The 23262-nt window shown below is 65.3% G+C and carries 19 protein-coding genes; 9 read left to right on the forward strand and 10 right to left on the reverse strand.

Translation table 11 applies throughout. From position 1 onward, the window contains the following. Nucleotides 1-29 precede the first annotated feature (29 nt). Nucleotides 30-1802 (reverse strand): sensor domain-containing diguanylate cyclase, encoded by a 1773-nt coding sequence (locus MXC11_RS06740; protein WP_250006868.1) that lies wholly within the window; start codon nt 1800-1802, stop codon nt 30-32. A gap of 170 nt (nt 1803-1972) precedes the next feature. Between MXC11_RS06740 and MXC11_RS06745 the strand changes: the two genes are divergently transcribed. Then, nucleotides 1973-2476 (forward strand): M48 metallopeptidase family protein, encoded by a 504-nt coding sequence (locus tag MXC11_RS06745; protein ID WP_250006870.1) that lies wholly within the window; start codon nt 1973-1975, stop codon nt 2474-2476. Nucleotides 2477-2521: 45 nt separating this feature from the next. Here MXC11_RS06745 and MXC11_RS06750 read toward each other — a convergent pair whose 3' ends face one another. After that, entirely contained in the window at nt 2522-3448 is a 927-nt protein-coding gene (locus tag MXC11_RS06750) for a p-hydroxyphenylacetate 3-hydroxylase reductase component (protein ID WP_250006878.1), read from the reverse strand. Nucleotides 3449-3582: 134 nt separating this feature from the next. After that, complete coding sequence (gene dbpA / locus MXC11_RS06755; RefSeq protein ID WP_250006920.1) at nt 3583-4968, reverse strand: ATP-dependent RNA helicase DbpA; 1386 nt, start codon at nt 4966-4968, stop codon at nt 3583-3585. Nucleotides 4969-5445: 477 nt separating this feature from the next. Between dbpA and MXC11_RS06760 the strand changes: the two genes are divergently transcribed. From MXC11_RS06760 to MXC11_RS06775, 4 genes are all read left to right on the forward strand, one after another. Further along, on the forward strand, nt 5446-5706 hold the full coding sequence (locus MXC11_RS06760) for a DUF4212 domain-containing protein (protein ID WP_250006881.1): 261 nt from the start codon (nt 5446-5448) through the stop codon (nt 5704-5706). 6 nt (nt 5707-5712) lie between these two features. Next, nucleotides 5713-7482: a sodium:solute symporter family protein gene (locus tag MXC11_RS06765; protein WP_250006883.1), complete on the forward strand. Its 1770-nt coding sequence runs from the start codon at nt 5713-5715 to the stop codon at nt 7480-7482. Between the two features lie 98 nt (nt 7483-7580). After that, on the forward strand, nt 7581-8105 hold the full coding sequence (locus MXC11_RS06770; RefSeq protein ID WP_250006885.1) for a hypothetical protein: 525 nt from the start codon (nt 7581-7583) through the stop codon (nt 8103-8105). A 146-nt stretch (nt 8106-8251) separates the two neighbouring features. Then, nucleotides 8252-10072, forward strand: a complete 1821-nt coding sequence (locus MXC11_RS06775; RefSeq protein WP_250006887.1) for a DUF294 nucleotidyltransferase-like domain-containing protein — start codon at nt 8252-8254, stop codon at nt 10070-10072. A 41-nt stretch (nt 10073-10113) separates the two neighbouring features. Here MXC11_RS06775 and MXC11_RS06780 read toward each other — a convergent pair whose 3' ends face one another. From MXC11_RS06780 to MXC11_RS06810, 7 genes are all read right to left on the reverse strand, one after another. Then, nucleotides 10114-10815, reverse strand: a complete 702-nt coding sequence (locus MXC11_RS06780) for a 3'-5' exonuclease (RefSeq protein ID WP_250006922.1) — start codon at nt 10813-10815, stop codon at nt 10114-10116. 14 nt (nt 10816-10829) lie between these two features. Further along, nucleotides 10830-12764, reverse strand: a complete 1935-nt coding sequence (locus MXC11_RS06785; RefSeq protein ID WP_250006889.1) for a putative nucleotidyltransferase substrate binding domain-containing protein — start codon at nt 12762-12764, stop codon at nt 10830-10832. Nucleotides 12765-12854: 90 nt separating this feature from the next. Then, nucleotides 12855-13403 (reverse strand): glutathione peroxidase, encoded by a 549-nt coding sequence (locus tag MXC11_RS06790; protein ID WP_250006890.1) that lies wholly within the window; start codon nt 13401-13403, stop codon nt 12855-12857. Between the two features lie 195 nt (nt 13404-13598). Then, nucleotides 13599-15776 carry a malate synthase G gene (locus MXC11_RS06795; RefSeq protein WP_250006892.1) on the reverse strand — a complete coding sequence of 726 codons (2178 nt, stop codon included), beginning with the start codon at nt 15774-15776 and terminating at the stop codon, nt 13599-13601. A 671-nt stretch (nt 15777-16447) separates the two neighbouring features. After that, nucleotides 16448-17332, reverse strand: a complete 885-nt coding sequence (gene rarD, locus MXC11_RS06800) for an EamA family transporter RarD (RefSeq protein ID WP_250006894.1) — start codon at nt 17330-17332, stop codon at nt 16448-16450. 52 nt (nt 17333-17384) lie between these two features. Further along, entirely contained in the window at nt 17385-18365 is a 981-nt protein-coding gene (locus MXC11_RS06805; protein ID WP_250006896.1) for a serine/threonine protein kinase, read from the reverse strand. 73 nt (nt 18366-18438) lie between these two features. Further along, nucleotides 18439-19200 carry a ComF family protein gene (locus MXC11_RS06810; RefSeq protein ID WP_284060420.1) on the reverse strand — a complete coding sequence of 254 codons (762 nt, stop codon included), beginning with the start codon at nt 19198-19200 and terminating at the stop codon, nt 18439-18441. Nucleotides 19201-19301: 101 nt separating this feature from the next. On the opposite strand from MXC11_RS06810, the gene bioB reads away from it, so the two are divergent. From bioB to bioC, 4 genes are all read left to right on the forward strand, one after another. Further along, the gene (bioB, locus tag MXC11_RS06815; protein ID WP_250006898.1) at nt 19302-20357 is read left to right on the forward strand and encodes a biotin synthase BioB; all 1056 of its coding nucleotides are present in this window, start codon (nt 19302-19304) and stop codon (nt 20355-20357) included. Nucleotides 20358-20483: 126 nt separating this feature from the next. Next, entirely contained in the window at nt 20484-21656 is a 1173-nt protein-coding gene (gene bioF, locus MXC11_RS06820) for an 8-amino-7-oxononanoate synthase (protein WP_250006900.1), read from the forward strand. Nucleotides 21657-21658: 2 nt separating this feature from the next. Then, nucleotides 21659-22381, forward strand: coding sequence for an alpha/beta fold hydrolase (locus tag MXC11_RS06825; protein ID WP_250006902.1), 723 nt, complete (start codon nt 21659-21661; stop codon nt 22379-22381). A 68-nt stretch (nt 22382-22449) separates the two neighbouring features. Then, the gene (bioC, locus tag MXC11_RS06830) at nt 22450-23247 is read left to right on the forward strand and encodes a malonyl-ACP O-methyltransferase BioC (protein WP_250006904.1); all 798 of its coding nucleotides are present in this window, start codon (nt 22450-22452) and stop codon (nt 23245-23247) included. Nucleotides 23248-23262 lie beyond the last annotated feature (15 nt).

Genomic DNA, 23262 nt, shown 5'->3' on the forward strand with positions numbered 1-23262 from the left:
GCCCAGGGGCGGGAGGCGCGCGGCGTGGATCACAGGCACTCAATTCGGTTGCGGCCGCTCGACTTGGCCCGGTAGAGCGCCATGTCGCTGCGCGAGAGCGCGGCATCGACGCTGGTATCGCTGGCCATCAGCACGGCGACGCCGATGCTGAGGGTCATGGCGATGCACTGCTCGCCGTGCTGCAGCGGCGCTTGCGCCAGTTGCTGCTGCACGCGCCGGGCAAAGGCCATAGCCTCGGCGAGGTTCGCCCCGCGGAGGAGTACGGCAAACTCCTCGCCACCGATCCGGCCGGCCATGTCGCTCTTGCGCAGCTGGGCACGCAGGATGCCAGCGAAATGCCGGAGCGCCAAGTCGCCGGTGGCATGTCCCCACTGGTCGTTGATCGACTTGAAGTGGTCTAGGTCGCACATCAGCACGGCAGTGCAGTGGTCGGCACTGCGCTGCATATGCGCCAGCTCGGCCTCGATCTGGCTCATCAGGTGGCGCCGATTGGGCAGCTGGGTGAGGAAGTCGGTGGTGGCGAACTCCAGCAGTTCGGCCTCGATGCGCTTGCGCTCGGTCACGTCGGTGATGAAGCCGTGCCACAGAATGCTGCCGTCTTTCAGCCGGCGTGGCTGCGCGGCGCCGTGCCGCCAGCGCAGGCCCTGTCTGGGCAGCTGGACGCGGTACTCCAGGTCCCAGGGCGTCAGGCTGGCGGCCGAGGCGTCGAGGGCAGCCCGGTAGGCCGGCAGATCATTCGGGTGGATGAGCGCGTTGATCAGTGCGTCGCTGGCGGCAACCTGCTCCGCAGTGATCTCGTAGATGGCCTGGATGCCGGCGCTGGCATAGGGGAACAGCGACTCGCCCGTCGGCAGTCGCTGGTACTGGAAGACCAGACCGGGAACCTCGTTGGTCAGGTTGGTGAGCAGATCGACGGACTGCTGCAGCCGCTCTGACAGCGCGTGCATGGCGGTGATGTCGGTGGTCGTGCCGATCATGCGCAGCGGCCGGCCCTCGCGGTCGCGGCTGACCACCTTGCCGCGGCTGGAGATCCATTTGTAGTGTCCATCCTTGCAGCGGATGCGGTGCTCCACTGCATAGCTTTCCGTCTCGCCCTGGAGGTGCGCCTGGATTGTGGCCTGCACGCGGGCCAGGTCGTCGGGATGGATGCGCTGGTAGCTGTCTTCGATGCGATTGCCGATCTCGGCATCCGTATAACCGAGAATTGCCTTCCAGCCGCTGGAGTAGTGAATTTCCCCGGTCTGTACATTGCGATCCCAGACCCCGGTGCCACTGCCGGCGATGGCCAGCGCCATTCTGTGTTCGCGGTCCCGCAGGGCGGCGGCATCTGCCTGCAGTTGCACGTTCGCACGATCGCTTTCCACGCCGGCAGCGGCCAGGCGGGCAAGGTCGCGGAGGAATTCGCGCTGCTGGTCATCCAGTTCGCGCGGCTGGTCGTCGAGCAGGACAAACACCCCGAGCGTGTGTCCGTCGGCGGCGAGCAGTGGGCAGCCGGCATAGAAGCGCATCCACGGATGCTCGATGAGCAGTGGGTGGTGGTGGAAGCACTCATCGGCGTGGGTATCGGCCACCACCAGCATCCCGTCGCCGGACATTGCCCCATCAGGCACGCTGGTGGATGCGCAGGGCCACTGGCGGCCTGCATCGAACGGCATGATGAGCGCCGTGGCGACGGCGAAGTGGCTTCTGGCCAGGCGAGTCAGGCTGTCAAAGCGCTCGTCCGTCACCTCGTGCGGAGTGTCGGGCGATCTGCAGGTCGCGATCTGCGGGCTGGCGGCGTCAGGGGGCGCGGAAGTCAGCATATCCAGTGAACTCGACGGTGGCGGGGAGGCGATGTGTTAGGTGCGGAAGGAACAACGGTAGCCTGTAGTCTAGTCGCGCGCTACAAGGTCCGTTGCAGCAGCAGACCGAGTCTGCCTGATGGCGTGGCGGCCGGGTAGAATGCGCCGATCAGCTGCCGCCCCCGATGCCCATGACCCCGCTCAAATACCTCGCCGCCTATCCCGCGCACCTGCAGGAGCAGGTGCGCCAACTGATCGCCCGCGAGCGCCTCGGTGACTACCTGAGCCAGCGCTACCCCGCGCGCCATCCGGTGCAGAGCGACCGGGCGCTGTACGCCTATGTGATGGAGCGCAAGCAGCAGTACCTGCGCAATGCGCCGGGGATCGACAAGGTGCTCTATGACAGTAAGCTCGATGTGCTGCGCAATGCCCTGGGGTTGCACACCGCGATCTCGCGGGTGCAGGGCAGCAAGCTCAAGGCCAAGAAGGAAGTTCGCATCGCCGGATTGTTCCGCGACGCGGCACCCGAGTTTCTCGAGATGATTGTGGTGCATGAGCTGGCGCACCTGCGCGAGGCCGAGCACAACAAGGCCTTCTACCAGCTTTGCGAGCACATGCTGCCGGGCTATCAGCAGCGCGAATTCGATCTGCGCCTGTACCTGACCTGGCGGGATATGCAGACGGGCGTCGTCTGAGGCGCGGCGCCCAGCCGGAGCTGCCCGGCTGTGCGCCGCTATGGCTCAGTGCGCGGCGATCACCTGACGCAGCACGCGCTTGAAGATCTCCAGATCACTGCGCTCGATTCCGGCAAACACTGCCTCTTCCTGCGCGTGCACAATGGCCCAGAGCTGCTCGACCTGTTGTTGCCCTGGGGCCGTCAGCGCGCAGTGGCCGGGACTGCGCTCCAGCAGGCCGCGCTGGGCGAGGCTGGTCATGGCTTCTTCGATCTCGCTGGCCGGCATCGCGGCTTCATGCTGCAGGCCGGCGAGGTCGAGACCGGGGTTTTCATCCAGCACCATCAGCACTCGCGCCTCGCTGGTTTCCAGGCCGCTGGCCTGCTGACGCGGCCCGTAGCTGGTCTGGTAGGCGTTGACGGCCTGCAGCATCAGGTAGAGCAGGTGGCTGTCCAGCCGGCTTTCGCCCTTGCTCGGGTCAGCGGCATGGTGGCGGGGCGTTTGCGGATGAGGCATCAGCAGCGAGTAGGCGCCGCGGTGATAGAGCAGCGGGTCGCGGCCCTGGTCGTCGAAATCCACGACCTTGCCGACCAGAATCCAGTGATCACCGCCATCCAGCCGCTGGAAGCTCTCGCACTGCAGGCGTGCCGCACAGCCCGGCAGCAGCGGGGCGCCGCCCAGACCGCTGTCGTGAGCGATGCCGGCGAATTTGTCCGGGTGGGAGCGGGCGAAGTGGTTGGACAGGTCGATCTGCTCGGCGGCGAGGATGTTCACCGCAAAGTGGCTAGCCTGCTCGAAAACCACATTGCTGGACGAGCGCTTGTCGAGGCTCCAGAGAATCAGCGGCGGGTCCAGAGACACCGAGTTGAAGCTGTTGGCGGTGACGCCGGTCAGCTCGCCATCGGCGCCACGGGCGGTGATGATGGTGATGCCGGTGGCAAAGTTGCCAAGTGCGCGGCGAAAGTCGTGGGCGTCGAAGGTGCGAGTCGTCATGCGCGAAAGGGCTCCTGTCGGGTCGGCGCCGCCGGCAGGCAGCCGGCGCGGGCGGCCAGTCTAGCGGCTGGGTATAGGTGGGGCCAGCACTGCAGCATGGTGTCAGCGCACAGTGCGGCGTGGTCGCGGTGGGCTCAGAGGATGCGCGTCTTGAAGTGGCGACCCTTGACCTTGCGCTCGCTCAGGCGCTGCAGCGCCTCACGCGCCCGGCTGCTTTCGACCGCGACATAGGCGTTGTAGTCATGCAGGGCGATCTTGCCGATCGCACTGCCCGGCAAGCCGCCTTCACCGGTCAGGGCGCCGAGCAGATCCCCCGGGCGCAGCTTGTCCTTGCGCCCGCCATTGAGGCACAGGGTAGTCATGGTCGGCAGCAGGCGCTCGTCGTCACGGCTCTTGAGCAGGGCCAGATTGCCCCAGTGCAGCGGCGCCCCCTGCAGGGCTTCGATGGCATTGGCGCGACCCGCCTCGGAGGGGGCGACCAGTGACAGGGCCAGCCCATTGGCGCCGGCGCGACCGCTGCGGCCGATACGATGCACATGTACGGCCGGATCGCGCGGCAGCTCGACATTGATCACCGCCTCCACGCCCTCGACATCCAACCCGCGGGCCGCCACATCGGTGGCCACCAGTACGCGGCAACTCTGATTGGCGAACATCGCCAGCACCTGATCGCGCTCACGCTGCTCCAGATCGCCATGCAGGGCGAGGGCTGAGATCTTGCGGACATTAAGTAGGTCAGCCAGTTCCTGGCACTGCGCGCGGGTCTGGCAGAAGGCTACGCTGGACGCCGGTCGAAAATGCAGCAGCAGGCGGGCGACGGCTTCCAGGCGCTGGGCCGGGTCTACTTCATAAAAACGTTGTTCGATGACGCTCTGGTCATGCTGGCTGGCGACCTCGATACGCTGCGGCTGACGCAGGAAGCGCGCCGCCAGTTGCTCGATGCCCTCAGGGTAGGTGGCCGAGAACAGCAGGGTCTGCCGCCGTGTCGGGGTGCGCTCGATGATCGCGCTGATCGCCTCGACGAAGCCCATGTCGAGCATGCGATCGGCTTCATCGAGGACCAGACGGTTCAAGCCGTCCAGATTCAGCGAGCCACGGTTCAGGTGCTCCAGCACCCGACCGGGCGTGCCGACCACCACATGGGCGCCGTGCTCTAGCGAGCCGATCTGCGGACCAAAGGGTACGCCGCCACAGAGGGTCAGTACCTTGATATTGCCCAGCCCACGGGCCAGCAGACGAATCTCCCGGGCGACCTGATCAGCCAGCTCGCGCGTCGGGCACAGCACCAGAGCCTGGCAGCCAAAGTAGCGCGGATTGAGGGGGGCGAGCAGGCCGAGGGCAAACGCGCAGGTCTTGCCGCTGCCGGTGCTGGCCTGGGCGATCAGGTCATGGCCGGCCAGGATCGCTGGCAGGCTGGCGGCCTGGATCGGAGTCATGCTTTGGTAGTCAAGTGCTGCGAGGCTGTCCAGCAGGCTGGCGGGCAGGGGCAGGGTGGAGAAAGCGTCGGTCACGGGGCACATCTGCGCGAAGGAGGAGGGCGGCCAGTGTAACAGGCTGCTGCCGGAGTACGGCATGTCACAGTTGCTCAGGAAACTTTGCTTTTCAATCCGCTTGGTTAAATTAAATTAAAATTTATGCATGTTTCTTGAGCTTTATTTTCCGTCTTAATTAAATAAATTTTTATTTTTATTTATTAACTTAAAGTTGCTCGGTTTTCGCGTGCAGCACATCCCGAATTTTGTGTGCGGTATTCGCGCAAGGGCGCAGGGCGCTCTGGGCCAGCGAAACCTGGGCAAAGCGGGCGTGGCAGAGCGCGCGGGTGAGCGGCCGCTTCCCCCTGCCGATTCATCGCTTAGGCCCTTGGCAGAGCGCTTGCGTAGCGGGCGGCGCCTAACCGTCAGACTAAAGTCGGGGCTTTCTTTTTAAGGAGGCGGGCTGGTAGATTAAATTGTGTGAAATTCTTTCACTTCGCAATAAAAACAAAACGGAGAACAGCGATGGTAGACGACAAAGCCAATGCCGCTGCGTACTGGAAGGCTAACGTTAGCCTGATCACCTGGAGCCTTGTGGTATGGGCTCTGGTTTCATTCGGCTTCGGCATCATCCTGCGTCCGATGCTGATGGGCATTTCGGTAGGCGGGGCCGACCTGGGCTTCTGGTTTGCTCAACAGGGTTCGATCATTACGTTCATCTTGATCATCTTCCACTACGCGTGGCGGCTGAACAAGCTGGACAAAGCATTCGGCGTTGAGGAGTAATCCAGCATGAGCCAATTTGTAATCAATATGCTGTTCGTAGGGGCGTCCTTCGCACTCTACTTCGGCATCGCAGTCTGGGCCCGTGCCGGGTCTACCAAAGAGTTCTACGTCGCAGGCGGCGGCGTCCATCCCGTGACCAACGGTATGGCGACCGCAGCTGACTGGATGTCGGCGGCTTCCTTCATTTCCATGGCGGGCCTGATCGCCGCCGGCGGTTACTCCACCTCGGTCTACCTGATGGGCTGGACCGGTGGTTACGTGCTGCTGGCCATGCTGCTGGCGCCCTACCTGCGCAAGTTCGGAAAGTTCACCGTACCGGACTTTATCGGTGATCGCTTCTACAGTCGTGGCGCGCGTCTGGTCGCTGTCATCTGCCTGATCCTGATTTCCGTGACCTACGTGATCGGTCAGATGGCTGGTGCCGGTATTGCCTTCTCCCGCTTCCTCGAAGTCAGCAACTCGGCCGGTATCTGGATTGCCGCTGCCGTGGTGTTCGCTTACGCGGTCTTCGGCGGCATGAAGGGCATCACCTACACCCAGGTGGCTCAGTACGTCGTGCTGATCATTGCCTACACCATCCCGGCCGTGTTCATTGCCTTCAACCTGACTGGCAACCCGATCCCGATGTTCGGCATGCTGGGTGATCACACAGGTTCCGGCGAGCCGCTGCTGGCCAAGCTGGATGCCGTGGTGACCGACCTGGGCTTTGCTGCCTACACCGCCGATACCACCAACAAGTTGAACATGATCCTGTTCACCCTGTCGCTGATGATCGGTACCGCTGGTCTGCCGCACGTAATCATCCGCTTCTTCACCGTACCGAAGGTGGCTGATGCACGCTGGTCCGCTGGCTGGACCCTGATCTTCATCGCCCTGCTGTACCTCACCGCTCCGGCTGTGGCCTCCATGGCGCGCCTGAACCTGATGACCACCGTGTACCCGCAAGGTACCGAGGCTCCGGCTCTGGCTTATGAAGAGCGTCCTGAGTGGGTCAAGACCTGGGAAGAAACCGGCCTGATCAAGTGGGAAGACAAGAACGCTGATGGCCGTGTGCAGTTCTATAACGATGCCAACGCTACCTTCAAGGCAACCGCGACTGAGCGTGGCTGGAACGGCAACGAGCTGACCGTCAACAACGACATCATCGTGCTGGCCAACCCGGAAATCGCCAACCTGCCGTCCTGGGTCATCGGTCTGATTGCTGCGGGCGCCATCGCTGCTGCACTCTCCACCGCTGCCGGTCTGCTGCTGGCCATCTCCTCTGTCGTGAGCCATGACCTGATCAAGACCCTGATCAATCCGAAGATCAGCGAAGCCAACGAAATGAAGGCGGCGCGTATCTCCATGGCGGTCTCGATCCTGGTAGCCACTTGGCTGGGTCTCAATCCTCCGGGCTTCGCGGCTCAGGTAGTAGCACTGGCCTTCGGCCTGGCCGCTGCGACCCTGTTCCCGGTCCTGATGATGGGTATCTTCTCCAAGCGCGTGAACGACAAGGGTGCCATCGCCGGCATGTTGGTGGGTCTGGTCATCACCATCGTGTACATCTTCCTGTACCTCGGCTGGTTCTTCATCCCGGGCACCAACACCTTCAACAACGTGCCTGATGAGTGGCTGTTCGGTATCTCCCCGCAAGCCTTCGGCTCGGTGGGTGCGATCATCAACTTCATCGTGGCCTACGCCGTATCCCTGTCCTCCGAGGCTCCGCCGAAGGCTGTGCAGGATCTGGTGGAAAGCGTGCGTACTCCGAAGGGCGCTGGTGCTGCACTGGATCACTAAGTGATAATCCAGACAGTCCGGATATCCCATCCGCATCGCTGTTGAAACACACATCGGGCTTCCAACTGGAAGCCCGATGTCTTTTAAGGAGTCTGTACATGATCTGGCATCTGATTGCCGCGCTCTGCTCGGCCCTGGCGGGCGCAGGGGTTGCCCTGATTCTGCGTTCGCTGACCCGCCGGCGGTTGCCGAAGTGGATCATTCCGGTATTTGCCGGGCTGGGCATGCTCGGTTACACCATTCACTACGAATACACCTGGTTCGATGCCACGCAGACCCGTCTGCCCGCCGGCTCCGTCGTGGTGTCCAGTGAGGAGGGCGACATGCTCTGGCGTCCCTGGACCCTGCAGTTCCCGATGCCGCTGATCTATACCGTGCTGGACAACGCCAATGCTCAGGTGCAAGAGACTCCTCAGGGACGGGTGGCGCGTTTTGTGCTGTACCGCTTCGAGAAGCATCACCTGATGTCGACGGTGACCAACGCCCGTTATCAGCTGCTGTGCAGCGAACAGGCGATGTTCCAGCTCAATGACGAGGGCGAGGCGCGTTTCGAGACCCTGACCCGCCTACCAGAAGACTCGCCGCTGTATCAGACCCTCTGCATGGGCGAGGGTGAGCGCTGAATCACCACGCGCCCGCCCACCTGGCGTGACGCCTGAGCACTTTGCGGCTTAAATGAAACGGACACATGAGCCGGAACAGTGGGCCGGTGCCGAGGCAGCTTTGCCGCCCGCCGGCGCCCGCTGTCCGTGATGCCCGGGGGTGCGTGATGTCCGCTGTGTTCAAGATGGAAAACCTGCCGTTCAGCCTGCTGGATGCGGCCGAGCAGGCGCTGCTTAACCAGCAGTTGAGCCTTCGGCACTTTGCCCCGGGCGAGACGATCATCGCCGCCGGTCAGCCACCGCTGGGGGTCTTCGTGATCGCCCACGGGCGGGTGGCTGAGCGTGATGATACAGCCGCCGAGGCGGCTCAAGTCTTTGTGCATTACCGCGACGAGGACTACTTCGGCGGCTGGTCGGCCCTCAACGGGCTGGCCATCCACCACTTCATCGCGGTCGAGGAGACCGTCTGCCACCTGCTGCCCACCGCGCTGCTGCTGGAGCTGATGGCCAGCAACCCGCGCTTTGCCGACTACTTCCAGCAAAACCTCGGCGCCAAGCGGGAGATCGTCGATCAGCAGGGCCAGAGCCAGGACATGGCCGAGTTCATGCTGGCCAGAATCAGTGACGGATTGATCCGCGAGCCACTGGTGGTCGAAGAGGGCACCAGCCTGCATGCAGCGACCCGCCTGATGCGTGAGCACAAGGCCGACTGCCTGCTGGTAAAACGCCGCAACCGCTACGGGATGGTCACCGGCACGGACCTGCTGGATGCCGTGGTGCTGCAGGGCCTGGCACTGGAGCGGGATGTGGCCGACATTGCCAGTTACCGACTGATTTCCGCCCCGCCGGATGATTACCTGTTCAATGCGCTGATCCGCATGACCCAGCACCAGATCGAGCGGGTGGTGGTGATGGATCAGCAGCACCTGGTCGGCGTGGTCGAGCTGACCGATGTGCTCAGCCATTTCTCCAGCCATTCCCACGTCATCGGCCTGCGCGTCGAGCGGGCCAACAGCCTTGAGGAACTGCGCGAGGCGGCCTTGGGGCTCAACGACCTGATCCGCGCGCTGATTTCCACCGGGGTGAAGATCCGCTTCACCATGGAGCTGTTGGCGGCCATGAACGGGCGGATCATCGCCAAACTGTTCGATCTGATCATCCCCCGGGACATGCGCCCGCATGTCTGCCTGCTGGTGATGGGCTCGGAGGGGCGTGGCGAGCAGATCATGAAGACCGATCAGGACAACGCCCTGCTGGTGCGCGATGGGCTGGTCTGGCCTGAATTGCAGGACACCATGCGCCGCTTCAGCGAGACGCTGATCAGCTTTGGTTTTCCGCCCTGCCCGGGCAACATCATGGTTTCCAACCCCGAGTGGGTGAATAGCATCGAGCAGTGGGCGGGCAAGCTGACCCAGTGGAGCCAGCGCTGCGACGGTACGGCGGTGATGAACCTGGCGATTGCGGTGGACAGCAAGCCGATTGCCGGCAATATCGCCCTGTTCAAGGTGGCGCGTAATGCCTTCTTGCGCAGCGTGCAGAGTAACGACATCTTTTTCTCGCACTTTGCCCGTGCGGCGCTGAACTTCGACACCCCACTGACCCTGTTCGGCAACCTGCGCGACAAGGAGCTGCTGGACATCAAGAAAGGCGGCATCTTCCCGATCGTGCACGGGGTGCGCACCATGGCGCTGGAGCAGCGCATCCTTGAGACCAACACCTTCAAGCGCATTGAGGCGCTGGTGGAGATGGGCCGGTTGGAGAAGGGCATGGGCGACAACCTGGGGGAGGCGCTGTCGATCTTCATCCAGCTGCGTCTGGCCCAGCAGATCGAGCGACTGGGCAGGGCGGAGCCGGATCTGGCGCGTAGCCCCAATGCACTGGATCTGCAGAAGCTCAACAAGCTGGAGCGCGAGTTGCTGCGCGATGCCCTGCACATCGTCAAGGACTTCAAGAAGCTGTTTGCGCTGCGTTACCACATCAGCACGTAAGGCAATGGCCTGTGCCCGCTCCGGCACAGACCATCCGCCGCTCAGATCGAGTTGAGCGCCGCCTGTCGGGTGCGTTGCCAGTAGCGCACCCGATCCGCCAGCTCGCCCACCCGCTCGATGCCCATGCGCTGGGCGCGGTTAAAGAGGATCAGGGCAATCTCTGCCGTGGCCATGGCATCGGCCGAGGCGTGATGGCGCTGGGCGATGTCGATGCCAAAGTGCTGCATCCAGTGATCCAGCCCGCCACGGCGGGTCAGCACTTCCGGGAATAACATCGGGGCCAGATCCGCCACGTCCAGGAAGGGGTGCTCCAGGGTATAGCCCAGCTCCTTCTTCAGCGCCCGCGCCAGCATGCGCTGGTCGAAGGGGGCGTGAAAGGCCAGCATCACGCTGTCGGCGGCAAACTCCATGAAGCTCAGCAGCGCCTCGACCGGCGGCTCGCCCCGGGCCAGCTCGCTCGGGGCGATACCGTGGATCAGCACCGCCTCGTTGACCTTGACCTCGCGGCGCAGGGTGCATTCGAACTGGCGGGCCATGTCGATGCTGCCGGCCTCGATGGTCACCGCGCCGATCGAGATCACGATGTCACGGTTGAGGTTGAGGCCGGTGGTCTCAAGGTCCAGCACCACGAAGCGCTGCTCGCGCAGCAGGCCGTCCAGTGCGGGGGCCTCCGGCAGCGCCGCCAGACGCCGGCGCTGCGGCTCGTCGAGCTCCAGGCTGTGACGCCGCAGATGGTCGAGCATATGACTGAACAGGCTCATAGTTGATACCGCACGCTCAGGATCGATTGCAGACGCTGGGCCTGACGGAAGGATTCGCGCAGGATGCGCCGGTCCAGTTCATTGAGGGTGTCGGGGTCGAGGCGGTTGCTCAGGGGCTGCCCGTCCCGCTGCTGGCGCTGATGCAGCTGCATGCGCATCAGCTGAATGAAGTGATAAGCCTCTTCATATGAGCCGACATCCTTGGCCTTGAGCACATCGCGCTCACCCAGCAGCTTGAGCCGCTCCAGGGTGTTGCTTTCCTGGATGCCGTTGGCCAGCGCCAGGATGCGCAGTCCCTCGACAAAGGGCATCACACCTTCGACCTTGAGATCGAGGGTGTCCTTGTCGGCGCCGCGGCTGGCGACGATGAAGTCGCGCAGGCGACCGATGGGCGGCGGATGCCGCAGGGCATTGCTGGCCATCATGCGCTGGAACAGCGGGTTGTCGGCAATCATCTTCAGCAGCGCCTCGCTGAGCTGCTGATAGCCCTCGGTCGGCCCCCAGGCCGGGCGCAGGTCAAAGTAGATGGTCGAGTGCAGCAGGTTTTCCGCCGTCGGACTCTGGATGATGCCGCTGAAGCGGCGTAGCCATTCGCGGCGTGACAGGCACAGGTCCGGGTTGCTGGCCATGATGTTGCCCTTGCACAGCGAAAAACCGCAGCGATCCAGTGCCTCGTTGATCTTGCGCGCTAGTGGCAGCAGTCGCTGGCGGATCTTTTCCGCTTCCTCGACCGAGTCGGCTTCAAAGAGGATGCCGTTGTCCTGATCGGTGTAGAGGGTCTGCTCGCAGCGTCCCTCGCTGCCGAACACCAGCCAGGTGAACGGCACGCCGGGATCGCCGTGTTCGGCAATCATCAGCTCGATCACCCGGACCACGGTCTGATCATTAAGCAGGGTGATGATGTTGGTCAGCTGCGCCGGGTTGGCGCCGTGGGCCAGCATGTTGTCGATCAGGTGGGCGATCTGTTCGCGCAGTCCGACCAGCACCTCGACCCGGCTGGCCGAGCTGATGGTGCGCGCCAGATGCACCAGATCGACCCGCTGCAGCGAGAACAGATCCCGCTCGGACAGCACGCCGACCAGACGGCCCATTTCCACCACGCAGATATGCGCGATCTGGCGCTGGGTCATGGTCAGCGCGGCATCGAACGCGGTGGCGGTGGGGGGCAGATGCACCGGGTCGCGGGTCATCAGCTCATCGAGTGGCTGCTCTAGGTCGCCGCTTCCATCGGCAATCACCCGGCGCAGGTCGCGCAAGGTGAAGATGCCGATCGGATACTGGCGCTCATCGACCATCACCAGGCTGCCGATGTGATGCTCGTGCATCAGCCTGACCGCCTCGCGCAGGCGGATGCCGCGCCGGCAGGTGATCGGGTTGGGCGCGGCGAGGATGTTCAGACGGGTTTCCAGCGAATACTGCGCGCCGAGTGTCTCGGCGGCCTGCAGCTGTACCTGTTGCTGCACCTGGCCCATCAGGCTGCTGACCCCGCGCAGGGCAAAGTCGCGAAACGCCTCGGACTGGCGGTAGGTGTGCGCAAAGGCGCTGCGGCTGAGCAGCAGGCAGAAGGTGTCCTCGGCTGCCATGTAGTGGGTACGGGTCGCCCGCTCGCTGACCATCGCCGCCACCGGGAAGCACTCGCCGGGGGCGATTTCCTGGGTGGTTTCCATGCCCTCGCCGGTCAGGCTGGGCCGCTGGCCGAGCACCAGCCCCTGCTTGACGATGTAGATGTATTCGATGCGCCCATCATCCGGGCCGATCACCGGATCGCCGGCGGCATAGAAGCGCAGCCGGCACTGTTCGACCATCTGCGCCAGATGGCTGAGCTCCATCTGGTTGAAGGGCGCGTAGCGCAGCAAAAACTGCATGGTGCCCTGAATGTTCTGCATCACGGCTGTCTTGCCGACTTCTGCAAAGCCGTCGTGTTTGCTCATGCTTTTATTCTCTGCAAATGCCTTGTGAGCAGTGTAGCGGCAAGACCTGCCGCAGGCGCGGATCTGCGACAGGTCGGCCATGCGTCAGGGTCAGGGCTTTGAGGCGATGGCCTGCTCCACGGCGGCAATCAGCTTGGCGTCGTCCGGGCGGGTCAGGCTGGAGAAGCTGCCGATCACCTTGCCATTGCGGTCGATCACGTACTTGTAGAAGTTCCAGCGCGGCGGGCCGCTCTGGGCCGCCAGCTCGCGAAACAGCGGAATGGCCGTCATGCCGGTTACCGGCTGGGCGGCGGCCATAGTGAAGGTGACGCCGTAATTGACGAAGCAGACGGTGGCCGTCTCCTCGGCGCTGTCCGCTTCCTGGCGGAAGTCGTCGGAGGGGACGCCGAGGATCTCGAGTCCCTGGCCCTTGTAGCGCTGATAGAGCGCTTCCAGGCCCTCGAACTGGCCGGTGAAGCCGCAGTGACTGGCGGTGTTGACCACCACCAGCGGCTTGCCGGCGAACTGTTGCAGATCGATTGGCTGCTTGCCGCGCAGCGGGGGCAGGCTGCCCTCAAGGCTCAGGGTGTCGGCGGCCTGCAGGGTGCCGATACCGGCGAACAGCAGGGGCAGGCCGAGAAGAAAACGTAAGCGACGCATGGCGGTCTCCGCAAGGATGGGGCTGTCAGGTACCCATCCCGCCACGCTAACCCTCTGTGGCGAGGCTGGCAATCGGCGATTGGGCAAGTCCGGCATGGGCTGGCGCATAACGGACAACGCGCTGCCTCCCGGGGGAGAGCAGCGCGTTGTGGGGTGGGAGCGCAGGGCGCTCCCGGATCAGCAGAGCCGATCGTCTTACTGGGCGTTGCGCGCCTTGAATTCGCGGCGACGGCGGTGCAGCACCGGCTCGGTGTAGCCATTGGGCTGCTTGGTGCCTTCAAGGCACAGCTCCAGCGCCGCCTGGAAGGCGATGTTGTCGTCGAAGTTCGGCGCCATCGGCTTGTACAGCGGGTCATTGGCGTTCTGACGATCCACCACCAGGGCCATGCGCTTGAAGGTCTCGACGACCTGCTCGGCGCTGCACACGCCGTGGCGCAGCCAGTTGGCGATGTGCTGGCTGGAGATGCGCAGGGTGGCGCGGTCTTCCATCAGGCCGATGTCGTTGATGTCCGGCACCTTGGAGCAGCCGACGCCCTGGTCGATCCAGCGCACCACGTAGCCGAGGATGCCCTGGGCGTTGTTGTCCAGCTCGTTCTGGATCTCGGTGGCCGACCAGTCGGTGCTCGGCGCCAGCGGGATGGTCAGAATGTCGTCCAGCGAGGCGCGCTCGCGCTTGGCCAGCTCCTGCTGGCGGGCGAACACGTCGACCTTGTGGTAGTGCAGGGCGTGCAGGGCAGCAGCGGTCGGCGACGGTACCCAGGCGGTGTTGGCGCCGGCCATCGGGTGGACGATCTTCTGCTCGAGCATGCCGGCCATCAGGTCGGGCATGGCCCACATGCCCTTGCCGATCTGCGCGCGACCGGACAGGCCGGTGGAGAGGCCATTGTCGACGTTCCAGTTCTCGTAGGCCTTGATCCAGGCGGCGTTCTTGATGTCGCCCTTGCGAATGAACGCGCCGGCTTCCATCGAGGTGTGCAGCTCGTCACCGGTACGGTCGAGGAAGCCGGTGTTGATGAACACCACGCGCTCGCGGGCGGCCTTGATGCACGCCTTGAGGTTGACGGTGGTGCGGCGCTCCTCGTCCATGATGCCGACCTTGAGGGTGTTGCGGGCCAGGCCCAGCACGTCCTCGACGCGGTCGAACAGCTCGTTGGCGAAGGCGACTTCTTCCGGGCCGTGCATCTTCGGCTTGACGATGTAGACGCTGCCGGTGCGGCTGTTCTTGCGGCTGGTGTTGCCGCTCAGGTTATGGATGGCGATCAGGCTGGTGACCAGGCCGTCCATGATGCCTTCCGGCACCTCGTTGCCGTCCTTGTCGAGGATGGCGTCGTTGGTCATCAGGTGACCGACGTTACGCACGAACAGCAGGGAACGACCGTGCAGGGTCAGCTCGCCGCCATTGGCCGCAGTGTAGACACGGTCCGGGTTCATGGTGCGGGTGAAGGTGGTGCCGCCCTTGGCCACTTCCTCGGCCAGGTCGCCCTTCATCAGGCCCAGCCAGTTCTTGTAGGCGATGACCTTGTCTTCGGCATCGACCGCGGCGACCGAGTCCTCGCAGTCCATGATGGTGGTCAGCGCGGCTTCCATCAGCACGTCCTTCACACCGGCCTTGTCGGTCTTGCCGATCATGCTGCTCGGGTCGATCTGGATCTCGAAGTGGATGCCGTGGTTCTTCAGCAGCACGGCCTTCGGCGCGGCGGCGTCACCCTGGAAGCCGATCAGCTGGGCCGGATTCTTCAGGCCGGTGCTGCTGCCGTTTGCCAGGCTGACGACCAGCTTGCCGCCGTCGATGGCGTAGCCGGTGGCGTCAGTATGGGAAGCGCCGGCCAGCGGCGCTGCTTCGTCGAGGAAGGCGCGGGCGAAGGTGATGACCTTGGCGCCGCGGACCGGGTTGTAGCCGGCGCCTTTCTCGGCGCCGTCGGTTTCCGGGATGGCGTCGGTGCCATACAGGGCGTCGTATAGCGAGCCCCAGCGGGCGTTAGCGGCGTTGAGGGCGAAGCGCGCGTTCATCACCGGCACCACCAACTGCGGGCCGGCCATGCGGGCGATCTCGTCGTCGACGTTCTCGGTAGTGGCCTGGAAGTCTTCCGGCTCCGGCAGCAGGTAGCCGATTTCCTGCAGGAAGGCTTTATAGCTCACGGCATCGTGAGCCTGACCGGCGCGGGCCTGGTGCCAGGCGTCGATCTTGGCTTGCAGGTCGTCGCGCTTGGCCAGCAGGGCACGGTTCTTCGGCGCCAGATCGTGGATCACGGCATCAGCGCCGCTCCAGAATGCCTCGGCACTGACACCGGTGCCGGGAATGGCTTCGTTGCTGACGAAGTCATAGAGGGCTTTGGCGACCTGCAGGCCACCGACTTGTACGCGTTCGGTCATTGCTTGCCTCACTCTGCTTGGGCGGCGCGCCTGCGCGCGATTACCCTTTTATGTAGTCTGGACTTTTGCATACTACATGATGCTCCATGACAAAGGTACGCGGTGGCCGGCGGCCTTCGACAAAAGTCGTGGACTGTCGGCGAGGTTGATGGGTTATGCACAGCCGGCAGAATCGCGCCCGATTTTGTCCCCGTTTGGCGTGGAGCGGGCTGTGGACAAGCCTTGGGCAGTTGGCTGCAGCCTTAGTGCCGCGTGGTCTGCAGGCTTTTGTGCGAAAAATGAACAGCCTTGCCCGGGTTATGCACGCAGGCACTGCATGGGGTTGTGGATAAGCTCTGGAGCCTTGGCTGCAGCTCAGGCGGGGCGCGGCTTGCCGATGATTGATCATTTATTGCGCAGTTTGCCGGTCATCTGCTGTGGGTAAGTGCGCGGTGGCGAGATGCAGTTGTCCACTGCCCGGATGGATGAGGGTGTGGACAAACTGCGCGTAGCTGGCTGCAGGCCACGGACTGTCTGGTCTGCAGACGATTGTGCAAAATATGATCAGTTAGGCGGCGGGCGAAAAACACGCGCTTTTCCACCGCCCTGGGGGATCAGCCTGTGGACAAGCTCGGGGCAGAGCGCTGCAGGCCGCGTCCTGCATGGTCTGCAGCGCTCTGCTCAATAAATGATCAAGTGCGGCGCAGCAGGCGCAGGCTGTCGAGGCTGAACACCAGCAGACCCAGCCAGATGCAGGCAAACGCCAGCAATTGCGGCCCCTGCAGCGCTTCACCGAACAGCAGCACCGCCTGCAGCAGCACCAGGGTCGGCGTCAGGTACTGCAAAAAGCCCAGCGTGGCATACGGCAGGTGGCGGGCGGCGGCGTTGAAGCAGATCAGCGGAATCAGTGTTACCGGGCCTGCGGCGATCAGCCAGAGCGCCTCTTGGCTGTCCCAGAAACCCGCCACGTTGCCTGGGGATGAGGGCTGTAGCGCGAGCCAGGCCAGTGCCGCTGGCAACATCAGCCAGGTCTCCACCGCCAGCCCCGGCAGGGCCGCCACCGGTGCCTGTTTGCGGATCAGGCCATAACAGCTGAAGCTCAGCGCCAGCAGCAGCGAGACCCACGGCAGGCTGCCCAGCTGCCAGACCTGCTGAGCCACCCCGGCCCCCGCCAGCAACACGGCGACCCACTGCAGCGGGCGCAGCCGCTCACCGAGCAGCAGCATGGCCAGCAGCACATTGAGCAGCGGGTTGATGTAGTAGCCGAGGCTGGTCTCCAGCATCCGGCCGTTGTTCACCGCCCAGACATAGATCAGCCAGTTCAGCGCGATCAGCGCCCCGCTGGCGGCGAGAATGGCCAGCCGGCGCGGATGGGCGCGCAGCGCCTGCCACCAGCCCGGATGCTTCCAGACCAGCAGCAACAGGCTGGCAAACAGCGCCGACCAGATGACCCGGTGGACAATGATTTCCAGCGCCGGGATCGCCGCAAGCGCCTTGAAATACAACGGAAACAGACCCCAGATGACGTAGGCCATCAAGCCGAGGACCAGGCCCCGGTGGGTATTGGTGCTGCTCATGCGGACTCCAGATACAGGATGCGCAACGCATCGATGCAGCATTCTAGAGCCTTCACCACGGCTGTAGCTGCAGCGGCGGCTGCTCGAGGGCGGCGAGCTGTTCATCGAGCAGATTGATCTGCTCGTCCCAGTAGCCTGCAGCGGTGAACCAGGGGAAGCTGGCCGGGAAGGCCGGATCATCCCAGCGCTGCGCGAGCCACGCGCTGTAGTGGAGCAGGCGCAGGCTGCGCAACCCTTCGATCAGCGCCAGCTCGCGGGGCGCAAAATCGTTGAACTCCTGATAGCCCTCGAGCAGTTCGCCGAGCTGGCGGGTGCGCTCCTCGCGGTTGCCGCTCAGCAGCATCCACAGATCCTGCACCGCCGGCCCCATCCGGCAGTCGTCCAGATCGACAATATGAAATTGCCCGTCGCGCAGCAGCAGGTTGCCGGGATGGCAGTCGCCATGCAGGCGGATCGGCGTGTAGTCAACGCGCGCAAACAGCGCATCCAGACGCGCCAGCAGCTCGCCCGCGCGCGCGCGGTAGGCTGCATGCAGGCGTTCGGGGAGAAAGCCGCTCGCCGCTACGGCGGCCAGCGCGGCATGGCCGAAACCGGCCACATTCAGTGTCTCGCGCTGCACAAACGGCCGGCGGCGCCCCACCGCATGCAGGCGGCCGAGCAGCTGGCCGAAGCGGTACAGCTGCTCCAGATCACCCGGCTCCGGGGCGTGCCCGCCGCGGCGCGGGAACAGCGCGAAGTAGAAGCCCGCGTGCTCGAACAGGCTCTCGCCATCGCGCTGGATCGGCGCCACCACGGGGATTTCCTGCTCGGCCAGCTCGAAGGCGAAGGCGTGCTCCTCGCGGATCGCCGCCGCACTCCAGCGGCCTGGGCGGTAGAACTTGGCGATCAGCGGTGCCTGATCTTCGATGCCCACCTGATAGACCCGATTTTCAAAGCTGTTGAGCGCCATGATCCGTGCATCGGTGCACAATCCAAGGCGTTCTACCGCATCGAGGACACAGTCGGGGGTGAGCAGATCGAAGGGGTGGGACATGGCAAGGCTCCTCGGCACGGTGGGCGAGTCTGCCATGTTCCGTGCCCTGCGCGGAGGTTCTTGTGTGGCCGGCTCAGTCCGCGGTGCGGGCCGGGTTGGCGGGCGTGCGTGCCAGGCAGTAGACATCGACCCGCGCCGCGCCGGCCGCGCGCAGCAGACTTGCCAGCGTGTCGGCGGTGGCACCAGTGGTCAGTACGTCATCGACCAGCGCCAGATGAGCGCCGGCCACGGCCGCCGGGCGTTGCAGACGAAAGGCCTGGCGCAGGTTGAGCTGGCGCGCGGCGGCATCCAGTTGCTGCTGGGCGGTGGTGTCGCGGACCCGTTGCAGGTTGTCGGTGTCCACCGGCAGCGCGCAAGCCGTGCCCAGCCACTGGGCAAGCAGTGCGGCCTGATTGAAGCCGCGCCGGCGCAGGCGGGCCTCGGCCAGCGGCACCGGCAGCAGGCACTCTGGGCGGGGCAGGCCGTTCTGCCAGGCATGTTGCAGGTGCTCAGCGAGCTGCATGGCCAGCAGGCGGCCCAGCGGCCAAGCCTGCTGATGCTTGAAGCGGATGATCAGGCTGTCGAGCGGAAAGGCATAGCGCCAGGGCGTTTCGACCCGGCTGAAGGCCGGGGTGCGCAGCTGGCAGCGGCCGCACAGGGTCGGCGTATCGGGGGTATCGGCCAGCGGTTCGGCGCAGATCGCACAGTGTCGACCGAGCCAGGGCAAATCATGCTGGCAGCCGGTGCACAGCGCGTGCGCGGTGTCGGCGGGCAGGGCGCAGAGCAGGCAGCGTGGTGGGCGAATCCAGCGTGGCCAGTGGCTTGATTGAATGCTTTTTAACCACCTGTTGACCAATGTGCTGTCCCTGCGTTGACAAATGAGCGGTCGTCTTTCAAAGATGCCGGCATTGCGGCTGCCGGCCACTCTAGCAGCCCGCCACTTCAGGAACCCGCCCGATGAATGCACGTCTTGCTCTGCGTCACGACTGGACCCTCGACGAGGTCCGCGCTCTGTTCAATCAGCCGTTCAACGACCTGATCTTCCAGGCCCAAGGTGTGCATCGCCAGCACTTCAACGCCAACGAAGTGCAGGTCTCCACCCTGCTGTCGATCAAGACCGGCGCCTGCCCGGAAGACTGCAAGTACTGCCCGCAGTCCGGCCACTACAACACCGGCCTCGACAAGGAAAAGTTGATGGAGGTGCAGAAGGTGCTCAAGGCCGCCGCCGAGGCCAAGGCCATCGGCTCGACGCGCTTCTGCATGGGCGCCGCCTGGAAGCATCCGTCGGCCAAGGACATGCCCTACGTGCTGGAGATGGTCAGGGGCGTCAAGGCGCTGGGGCTTGAGACCTGCATGACCCTCGGCACCCTCGACGCCGAGCAGACCATGGCGCTGGCCGACGCCGGCCTCGACTACTACAACCACAACCTCGACACCTCGCCGGAGTTCTACGGCAACATCATCACCACGCGGACGTATGCGGAACGCCTGCAGACCCTCGGCTACGTGCGCGAGGCGGGGATGAAGATCTGCTCCGGCGGCATCCTCGGCATGGGCGAGTCGCTGGACGACCGTCTGGGCCTCTTGATCCAGCTGGCCAACCTGCCCGAGCACCCGGAGTCGGTGCCGATCAACATGCTGGTCAAGGTCGAGGGTACCCCGCTGGCGAACGCCGAGGACGTCGATCCGTTCGACTTCATTCGCACCCTGGCGGTGGCGCGCATCCTCATGCCGCAGTCGCACGTGCGCCTGTCCGCCGGCCGCGAGCAGATGAACGAGCAGATGCAGGCGCTGGCTTTTCTCGCCGGCGCCAACTCGATCTTCTACGGCGAGAAGCTCTTGACCACCGGCAACCCCGAGGCCGAGCGCGACATGCGCCTGTTCCAGCGCCTCGGCATCAAGCCGGAAGCGCGCGAGGAGCACGCCGACGAGGTACACCAGGCCGCCATCGAGCAGGCGCTGGTCGAGCAGCGCAACAGCGCGCTGTTCCACGACGCCGCCGCTTCGGCCTGATGCACGACACGCCCTCTCCCGCCGGCGGGAGAGGGTTGGGGTGAGGGTGGTGTGTCATGCCCCTCACCCCCGGCCCCTCTCCCCAGCGGGGAGAGGGGAGACGCCCATCCAGCCCTGCGAATGCCCATGACCTTCGACCTCGCCGCCCGTCTCGCCACCCGCCGCGCCGACAACCTGTTCCGCCAGCGCCCGCTGCTGCAGAGCCCGCAGGGCCCCGAGGTGGTGGTCGACGGCCAGCCGCTGCTGGCCTTCTGCTCCAACGACTACCTCGGCCTGGCCAGCCACCCCGAGGTGATCCGTGCGCTGCAGCAGGGCGCGGAACAATGGGGCGTCGGCGGCGGCGCCTCGCACCTGGTGGTCGGCCACAGCCAGCCGCACCATGAACTCGAGGAGGCGCTCGCCGAGTTCACCGGCCGGCCGCGCGCGCTGCTGTTCTCCACCGGCTACATGGCCAACCTCGCCGCGGTCACCGCGCTGGTCGGCCAGGGCGACAGCGTGCTGGAGGACCGCCTCAACCACGCCTCGCTGCTGGATGCTGGTCTGCTCTGCGGCGCGCGCTTCTCGCGTTACCTGCACAACGACGCGGCGAGTCTCGCCAGCCGCCTGGTCAAGGCCAGCGGCAACAGCCTGGTGGTCACCGACGGCGTGTTCAGCATGGACGGTGACCTCGCCGACCTGCCGGCGCTGTGCGCTGCGGCGCAGCAGAAGGGCGCCTGGCTGATGGTCGACGACGCCCACGGCTGCGGCGCGCTGGGCGCGACCGGCGGCGGCATCGTCGAGCACTTTGGCTTGGGTATCGACGAGGTGCCGGTGCTGGTCGGCACCCTCGGCAAGGCGTTCGGCACTGCCGGTGCCTTCGTTGCCGGCAGCGAGGCGCTGATCGAGACGCTGATCCAGTTCGCCCGCCCGTACATCTACACCACCAGCCAGCCGCCGGCGCTGGCCTGCGCCACGCTGAAGAGTCTCGAGCTGCTGCGCAGCGAAGGCTGGCGCCGCGAGCATCTGAATGCGCTGATTGCGCGTTTTCGCGCCGGTGCCGCCGAGCGGGGTCTGAGTCTGATGGACAGCCCGACGCCGATCCAGCCGCTGCTGATCGGCGACAGCGCGCGCGCCGTGGAGTTTTCCCGCCTGCTGCGCGCGCGCGGCCTGCTGGTGGGCGCGATCCGCCCGCCGACCGTACCGGCCGGCACTGCGCGGCTGCGCATCACCCTGTCCGCCGCACACAGCTTCGCCCAGCTCGAGCGACTGCTCGAGGCGCTGGGCGAGTGCCAGGCGCTGTTGCCCCCTGCCGAGGAATGACCATGAACCGACTGATCCTGCTGCCCGGCTGGGGCCTCGGCCCGGCCGCCCTGCAACCGCTGGTCGAGGCGCTCAACGCCCAGGGCCTGCCCACCGAGCTGGCCGAGCTGCCGGCGCTGGACTCCGCCGATCCCGAGGCCTGGCTAAACGAGCTGGATGCGCGCCTGCCCGCCGACGGCTGGCTGGGCGGCTGGTCGCTGGGCGGCATGCTCGCCACCGCGCTGGCCGCACGGCGTGGCGCGCGCTGCCGGGGCCTGCTGACCCTGGCCAGCAACGCCTGCTTTGTCGCCCGCGACGACTGGCCGCAGGCCATGGACCCGCTGACCTTCGCCGCCTTCCGCACCGGCTGCTCGGTGAATGCCACCACCACCCTCAAGCGCTTCGCCATCCTCTGCGCCGAAGGCAGCGCCGACCCCCGTGCGCTGGGTCGCCAGCTGCAGCGCGGCCTGCCGGAGGCCGAGCCGGCGCGGCTGCTCGCTGGCCTCGACCTGCTCGCCGCGCTGGACAACCGTGCCGCGCTGGCCGGCTTCACTGGGCCACAGCTGCACCTGCTCGCCGAACACGACCAGCTGCTGCCGGCCAGCGCTGCCGCAGACCTGCTGGCGCTGCTGCCGGCCGGTGAAGTGGATGTGCTGGAAGGCTGCGGCCATGCCTTGGTGCTTGAGCAGCCGCAGGCACTGGCCGCGCTGATCGGCGAATTCGTCCGCGAGGCCGGGGATGACTGATATTGCAGGCTCCCGAATGGGCAGCCCTTTAGCGTGCAGGGCGCTGTCCACGGTCGCGAGGATGGACCATGACTGACCCGCAGGCCGTGCTGCCCGACAAGCGCCAGGTCGCCGCTTCCTTCTCGCGCGCCGCGGCCAGCTATGACAGCGTCGCCGCGCTGCAGCGCGCGGTCGGCGCCGAGCTGCTGGCGCGCCTGCCGGCCGAGCTGGCGCCGGCGCGCTGGCTCGATCTCGGCAGCGGCACCGGGCATTTCAGCCGCGCCCTGGCCGCACGCTTCCCCGAGGGGTGCGGCACCGCCGTGGACATCGCCGAAGGCATGCTGCGCCACGCCCGGCCGCTGGGCGGCGCCAGCCAGTTCGTCTGCGGCGATGCCGAGCACCTGCCGCTGGCCTGCAACAGCCAGCAGCTGATCTTCTCCAGCCTGGCCCTGCAGTGGTGTGCGGACTTCGCCGCGGTGCTTGCCGAGGCGCGCCGCGTCCTGCAGCCGGGCGGGGTATTCGCCTTCAGCAGCCTGTGCGTCGGCACCCTGCAGGAGCTGCGTGACAGCTGGCAGGCGGTGGACGGGTTGGTCCACGTCAACCGCTTCCGCCACTTCGTGGATTATCAGGCGCTGTGTGCCGCCAGCGGCCTTGAGGTGCTGGAGCTGACTACGGAGCGCCGCATGCTGCACTACGCTGACCTGCGCCAGCTGACCCATGAACTCAAGGCGCTCGGCGCGCACAACCTCAACCCCGGCCGCCCCGGCGGACTCACCGGCCGCGCGCGGGTGAAGGCGCTAGTCGCAGCTTACGAGCACTTTCGCAACCCTCACGGCCTGCCAGCCAGCTGGCAGGTGGTGTATGGGGTGCTGCGGCGCCGTGCCTGAAAGGCTGCGCCGTTA

This window comes from Pseudomonas eutrophicaquae, assembly GCF_023544715.1.
Lineage (GTDB): Bacteria > Pseudomonadota > Gammaproteobacteria > Pseudomonadales > Pseudomonadaceae > Geopseudomonas.

Coding starts and splice junctions, on each gene's coding strand:
- MXC11_RS06740 (WP_250006868.1), bottom strand. CDS start 1,802: ATGCTGACTTCCGCGCCCCCTGACGCCGCCAGCCCGCAGATCGCGACC.
- MXC11_RS06745 (WP_250006870.1), top strand. CDS start 1,973: ATGACCCCGCTCAAATACCTCGCCGCCTATCCCGCGCACCTGCAGGAG.
- MXC11_RS06750 (WP_250006878.1), bottom strand. CDS start 3,448: ATGACGACTCGCACCTTCGACGCCCACGACTTTCGCCGCGCACTTGGC.
- dbpA (WP_250006920.1), bottom strand. CDS start 4,968: ATGTGCCCCGTGACCGACGCTTTCTCCACCCTGCCCCTGCCCGCCAGC.
- MXC11_RS06760 (WP_250006881.1), top strand. CDS start 5,446: ATGGTAGACGACAAAGCCAATGCCGCTGCGTACTGGAAGGCTAACGTT.
- MXC11_RS06765 (WP_250006883.1), top strand. CDS start 5,713: ATGAGCCAATTTGTAATCAATATGCTGTTCGTAGGGGCGTCCTTCGCA.
- MXC11_RS06770 (WP_250006885.1), top strand. CDS start 7,581: ATGATCTGGCATCTGATTGCCGCGCTCTGCTCGGCCCTGGCGGGCGCA.
- MXC11_RS06775 (WP_250006887.1), top strand. CDS start 8,252: ATGTCCGCTGTGTTCAAGATGGAAAACCTGCCGTTCAGCCTGCTGGAT.
- MXC11_RS06780 (WP_250006922.1), bottom strand. CDS start 10,815: ATGCTCGACCATCTGCGGCGTCACAGCCTGGAGCTCGACGAGCCGCAG.
- MXC11_RS06785 (WP_250006889.1), bottom strand. CDS start 12,764: ATGAGCAAACACGACGGCTTTGCAGAAGTCGGCAAGACAGCCGTGATG.
- MXC11_RS06790 (WP_250006890.1), bottom strand. CDS start 13,403: ATGCGTCGCTTACGTTTTCTTCTCGGCCTGCCCCTGCTGTTCGCCGGT.
- MXC11_RS06795 (WP_250006892.1), bottom strand. CDS start 15,776: ATGACCGAACGCGTACAAGTCGGTGGCCTGCAGGTCGCCAAAGCCCTC.
- rarD (WP_250006894.1), bottom strand. CDS start 17,332: ATGAGCAGCACCAATACCCACCGGGGCCTGGTCCTCGGCTTGATGGCC.
- MXC11_RS06805 (WP_250006896.1), bottom strand. CDS start 18,365: ATGTCCCACCCCTTCGATCTGCTCACCCCCGACTGTGTCCTCGATGCG.
- bioB (WP_250006898.1), top strand. CDS start 19,302: ATGAATGCACGTCTTGCTCTGCGTCACGACTGGACCCTCGACGAGGTC.
- bioF (WP_250006900.1), top strand. CDS start 20,484: ATGACCTTCGACCTCGCCGCCCGTCTCGCCACCCGCCGCGCCGACAAC.
- MXC11_RS06825 (WP_250006902.1), top strand. CDS start 21,659: ATGAACCGACTGATCCTGCTGCCCGGCTGGGGCCTCGGCCCGGCCGCC.
- bioC (WP_250006904.1), top strand. CDS start 22,450: ATGACTGACCCGCAGGCCGTGCTGCCCGACAAGCGCCAGGTCGCCGCT.